Origin of the sequence: Caulobacter sp. CCH9-E1, from assembly GCF_001556515.1 — a bacterium.
Lineage (GTDB): Bacteria > Pseudomonadota > Alphaproteobacteria > Caulobacterales > Caulobacteraceae > Caulobacter.
Genome location: NZ_LSJA01000071.1, coordinates 1 through 3175, shown reverse-complemented (window position 1 = coordinate 3175; position 3175 = coordinate 1). Strand labels below are relative to the sequence as shown.

Below are 3175 nucleotides of genomic sequence, written 5' to 3'. Positions count from 1 at the left end.
TCGACAAGGCCGCCATGTGCATCGCTGAAAAGCTGCCGATGGGCGCCAAGACCGGTTCGGTGAAGGTTCCGTTCCGCTTCCCGGGCGGCGCGTAAGCCTCGCTTAGGTCGCAAGACTAAAGAGCCCCCGCCCGGGACCGCCGGCGGGGGCTTTTTCATGTTCAGGGCCCATTCTGCTCAGGGCTCGGCGCCGGTTTCGATCAGCGGCCGGCCAAGGTCGACCGCCTGCTCGACGCTGGTCGCGACCGGGACCTTGGCGAACGGCCGCCAGCCGTCGCAGACCACCTTGGCGGCGGCCTCGTCCGCGCCGCCCGCCGGCAAGGGCTGGGCCGGACGCTGGTCGCCGGTCAGCGGACCCTCGCGGCCGCCCGCCCGGATGCTGGAAAAGCCCGCGTGGGCGATCGTGCGGGCGTCGCAGTCAATGACCTCGTGACGCCAGCCGCCCCAGAACTCTTCCGTCCCCGCCTTGAAGCCGCCCTCGGCGACCTGCAGCACGCGAAGCTTGGCCACGCGGCCCGTCCACTGGACGCCGCCCATGTCGACGAAGGTCGCGAAGCGCCCCACGTCCGCTAGCCGAAGCTCAAGCGGCGCTGAAGGGGAGGGCGCCGCGGATGGGGTTTGGGCTGTCACCGGCCCCGTCCACAAACAGAAGGCCATGAGGGCGTTTCGCGCCGCGCGGAATTGGTCTAATCGGCTCGTCATGATCCAGCGTCGACGCCCCGTCCCCTTCGAACTCGGCCCCGTGCACTTCATCGGCATCGGCGGCATTGGCATGTCCGGCATCGCCGAGATCATGCTGCGTATTGGCTACACCGTTCAGGGCAGCGACGCCAAGGCCAGCGCCAACACCGAGCGGCTCGAAAAGCTGGGCGCGCGCATCTTCATCGGCCATGACGCCGCCCACGTCGAGGGCGCTTCGGCCATCGTCTATTCGACGGCCGTGAAGGCCGATAACCCCGAGATGGTCGCCGGCCGCGACAAGCGCCTGCCGCTGGTCCGCCGGGCCGAGATGCTGGCCGAGTTGATGCGCCTGCAGTTCTCGGTGGCCGTGGGCGGCACGCACGGCAAGACGACGACGACCTCGATGGTCGCCACCCTGCTGGACGCCGGCGGTCTGGACCCCACCGTCGTTAACGGCGGCATCATCAACGCCTACGGCACCAACGCCAAGGTCGGCGAGGGCGACTGGATCGTGGTCGAGGCCGACGAGAGCGACGGCTCGTTCCTGCGCCTGAAGTCGACCGTCGCCATCGTCACCAACATCGACGCCGAGCACCTGGACCACTGGGGCGACTTCGACGCGGTGAAGAAGGGCTTCCAGGACTTCATCCAGAACATCCCGTTCTACGGCTTCGCCGCCGTCTGCATCGACCACCCGGAAGTGCAGGCCCTGACCTCGCGGATCGAGAACCGCCGCCTGGTCACCTACGGCACCAACCCACAGGCCGAGGTGCGGGTCTCCAACATCGAGATGGGCCCCGACGGCGCCAAGTTCGACATCGTGGTTTCGCCGCGCGACGGCGAGGTCGTCCGCTATGACGGCCTGAAGATGCCGATGGCCGGCCACCACAACGTGCTGAACGCCGCCGCCGCCGTCGCCGTGGCGCGCGAGCTGGGGGTCGACGCCGAGGCGATCCGCAAGGGGCTGGCCGGCTTTGGCGGGGTCAAGCGCCGCTTCACCACCACCGGCGTCGCCAATGGGATCCGCGTGGTCGACGACTACGGCCACCACCCGGTCGAGATCGCCGCCGTGCTGAAGGCCGCCCGCGCCGTGTCGACCGGCAAGGTGATCGCCGTGGTCCAGCCGCACCGCTACACGCGCCTGCGCGACCTGATGACCGAGTTCTCCAGCTGCTTCAACGACGCCGACACGGTGATCGTGGCCGACGTCTATTCGGCTGGCGAGCAGCCGATCGAGGGCGTCAGCCGCGACGCCCTGGTGGAAGGTCTCAAGAAGTTCGGCCACCGCCGCGCCATCCCGCTGGAAAGCCCGACGGCCCTGCCGCGCCTGATCGCCGCCGAGGCGACCAGCGGCGACCTCGTCGTGCTGCTGGGCGCCGGCGACATCACCACCTGGGCGTATGCGCTGCCGGGGCAGCTCGAGGCTTTGACCAAGTGAAGCTTCCTTCGGTCCCTCCCTTCTCCCCTTGTGGGAGAAGGTGGCCGCGCAGCGGCCGGAGGAGGGGTCGTTTGGCGGCGCCGAGAAACCCCTCATCCGTCAGCCAGCGGCTGACACCTTCTCCCACAAGGGGAGAAGGGGAGACGTACCGATGACCTGGAAGACCCAACTCCCGACCGTCCGCGGCAAGCTGCTGATCGACGAGCCGCTGGCGCCGTTCACCTGGTTCCGGGTCGGCGGTCCGGCCGACGTGGTGTTCCTGCCGGCCGACGAGCAGGACCTGTCTGACTTTCTGAAAGCGCTGGATCCCTCGGTTCCGGTCATGGCGATCGGCGTGGGCAGCAACCTGCTGGTCCGCGACGCCGGCGTCGACGGCGTGATCATCCGCCTGGGCAAGGGCTTCAATACGGTCGAGGCGCTGGGCGACAACCGCATCAAGGCCGGCTCGGCCGTCCCTGACGCCATCCTGGCCCGCAAGGCGGCGGAAGCCGGGATCGCCGGGCTGGAGTTCTACGCCGGCATCCCTGGCACGATCGGCGGCGCGGTGATCATGAACGCCGGCTGCTATGGCTCCGAGACGGTCAATGTCGTGAAGTCGGTCCGCGTGATGGACCGCGCCGGCGCCGTGCGCGAGCTCTCCGTCGGAGATCTCCACTACACCTATCGCCACAGCGCCTTGCAGGACGGCGAGACCGTGATCGTGCTCGACGCGATCTTCGAAGGGACCGCCGACGCGCCTGAGGCGATCAAGGAGCGCATGGCGCAGATCACCGCCCGCCGCGAGACCACCCAGCCGATCCGCGAAAAGACCGGCGGCTCGACCTTCAAGAACCCGCCGGGTCATTCGTCGTGGAAGCTGGTCGACGAGGCCGGCTGGCGCGGCAAGCCGTTTGGCGGCGCGATGTTCTCGCCGCTGCATAGCAACTTCCTGATCAACACCGGCGAGGCGACGGCGGCCGACCTGGAGGGTCTCGGCGAGGCCGTCCGCGCCGACGTCAAGGCCAAGACCGGCGTCCAGCTGGACTGGGAAATCAAGCGGATCGGGCGGGCGGGGTAG

The 3175-nt window shown here is 68.9% G+C and carries 3 protein-coding genes and 1 pseudogene; 3 read left to right on the top strand and 1 reads right to left on the bottom strand.

The window, feature by feature from the left end:
• A pseudogene (locus AX690_RS23550) lies at window positions 1-95 on the top strand (hypothetical protein); the annotation flags it as partial.
• An 81-nt stretch (window positions 96-176) separates the two neighbouring features.
• Here the strand turns inward: AX690_RS23550 and AX690_RS03505 are convergent.
• The gene (locus AX690_RS03505) at window positions 177-701 is read right to left on the bottom strand and encodes a hypothetical protein (RefSeq protein ID WP_066730293.1); all 525 of its coding nucleotides are present in this window, start codon (window positions 699-701) and stop codon (window positions 177-179) included.
• Between AX690_RS03505 and murC the strand changes: the two genes are divergently transcribed.
• Together murC and murB are read left to right on the top strand one after the other, a co-directional pair.
• Window positions 700-2118, top strand: a complete 1419-nt coding sequence (gene murC / locus AX690_RS03500) for a UDP-N-acetylmuramate--L-alanine ligase (RefSeq protein ID WP_066730292.1) — start codon at window positions 700-702, stop codon at window positions 2116-2118. The two genes, AX690_RS03505 and murC, sit on opposite strands and share 2 nt — an antisense overlap.
• Before the next feature lie 151 nt (window positions 2119-2269).
• A complete protein-coding gene (gene murB / locus AX690_RS03495) occupies window positions 2270-3175 on the top strand; it encodes a UDP-N-acetylmuramate dehydrogenase (protein ID WP_066730291.1) in 906 nt (301 codons plus the stop codon).

Excerpts from the sequence above, each read along its gene's own strand:
- murC (WP_066730292.1), top strand. The coding sequence starts at position 700 with ATGATCCAGCGTCGACGCCCCGTCCCCTTCGAACTCGGCCCCGTGCAC.
- AX690_RS03505 (WP_066730293.1), bottom strand. The coding sequence starts at position 701 with ATGACGAGCCGATTAGACCAATTCCGCGCGGCGCGAAACGCCCTCATG.
- murB (WP_066730291.1), top strand. The coding sequence starts at position 2,270 with ATGACCTGGAAGACCCAACTCCCGACCGTCCGCGGCAAGCTGCTGATC.